At 63.1% G+C, this 596-nt stretch carries 1 protein-coding gene; it reads right to left on the minus strand.

The annotated features are described in order from the left end of the window. A partial coding sequence (locus VB737_RS17245) for a photosynthetic reaction center family protein (RefSeq protein ID WP_500314779.1) occupies positions 1-596 on the minus strand: 596 nt, incomplete at both ends.

A 596-nucleotide genomic window follows, 5' to 3' on the forward strand; every position in this document is an offset into this window, starting at 1 on the left:
GGGGCCATCCAGGCACGCAGACCTTCGTTGAGCAGGATGTTCTTGGTGTAGAACGTCTCGAATTCAGGATCCTCCGCCGCGCGGATCTCCTGGCTCACGAAGTCGTAGGCCCGCAGGTTGAGGGCCAGGCCGATGATGCCGATGCTGCTGGTCCACAGACCCATCACCGGCACGAACAGCATGAAGAAGTGCAGCCAGCGCTTGTTGGAGAAGGCGATCCCGAAGATCTGGCTCCAGAAGCGGTTGGCGGTGACCATCGAGTAGGTCTCCTCTTCCTGGGTGGGCTCGAACGCCTTGAAGGTGTTGGCCTGGTCGCTGTCCTCGAACAGGGTGTTCTCCACCGTCGCGCCGTGGATGGCGCACAGCAGGGCACCGCCGAGGATGCCGGCCACGCCCATCATGTGGAACGGGTTGAGCGTCCAGTTGTGGAAGCCCTGCAGGAACAGCAGGAAGCGGAAGATCGCCGCCACCCCGAAGGACGGCGCGAAGAACCAGCTGCTCTGACCCAGGGGGTACATCAGGAAGACACTGACGAACACCGCGATCGGGCCGGAGAAGGCGATGGCGTTGTAGGGACGGATGCCGACGAGACGGGC

The organism is Synechococcus sp. BA-120 BA3, assembly GCF_034931285.1.
GTDB lineage: Bacteria > Cyanobacteriota > Cyanobacteriia > PCC-6307 > Cyanobiaceae > Cyanobium.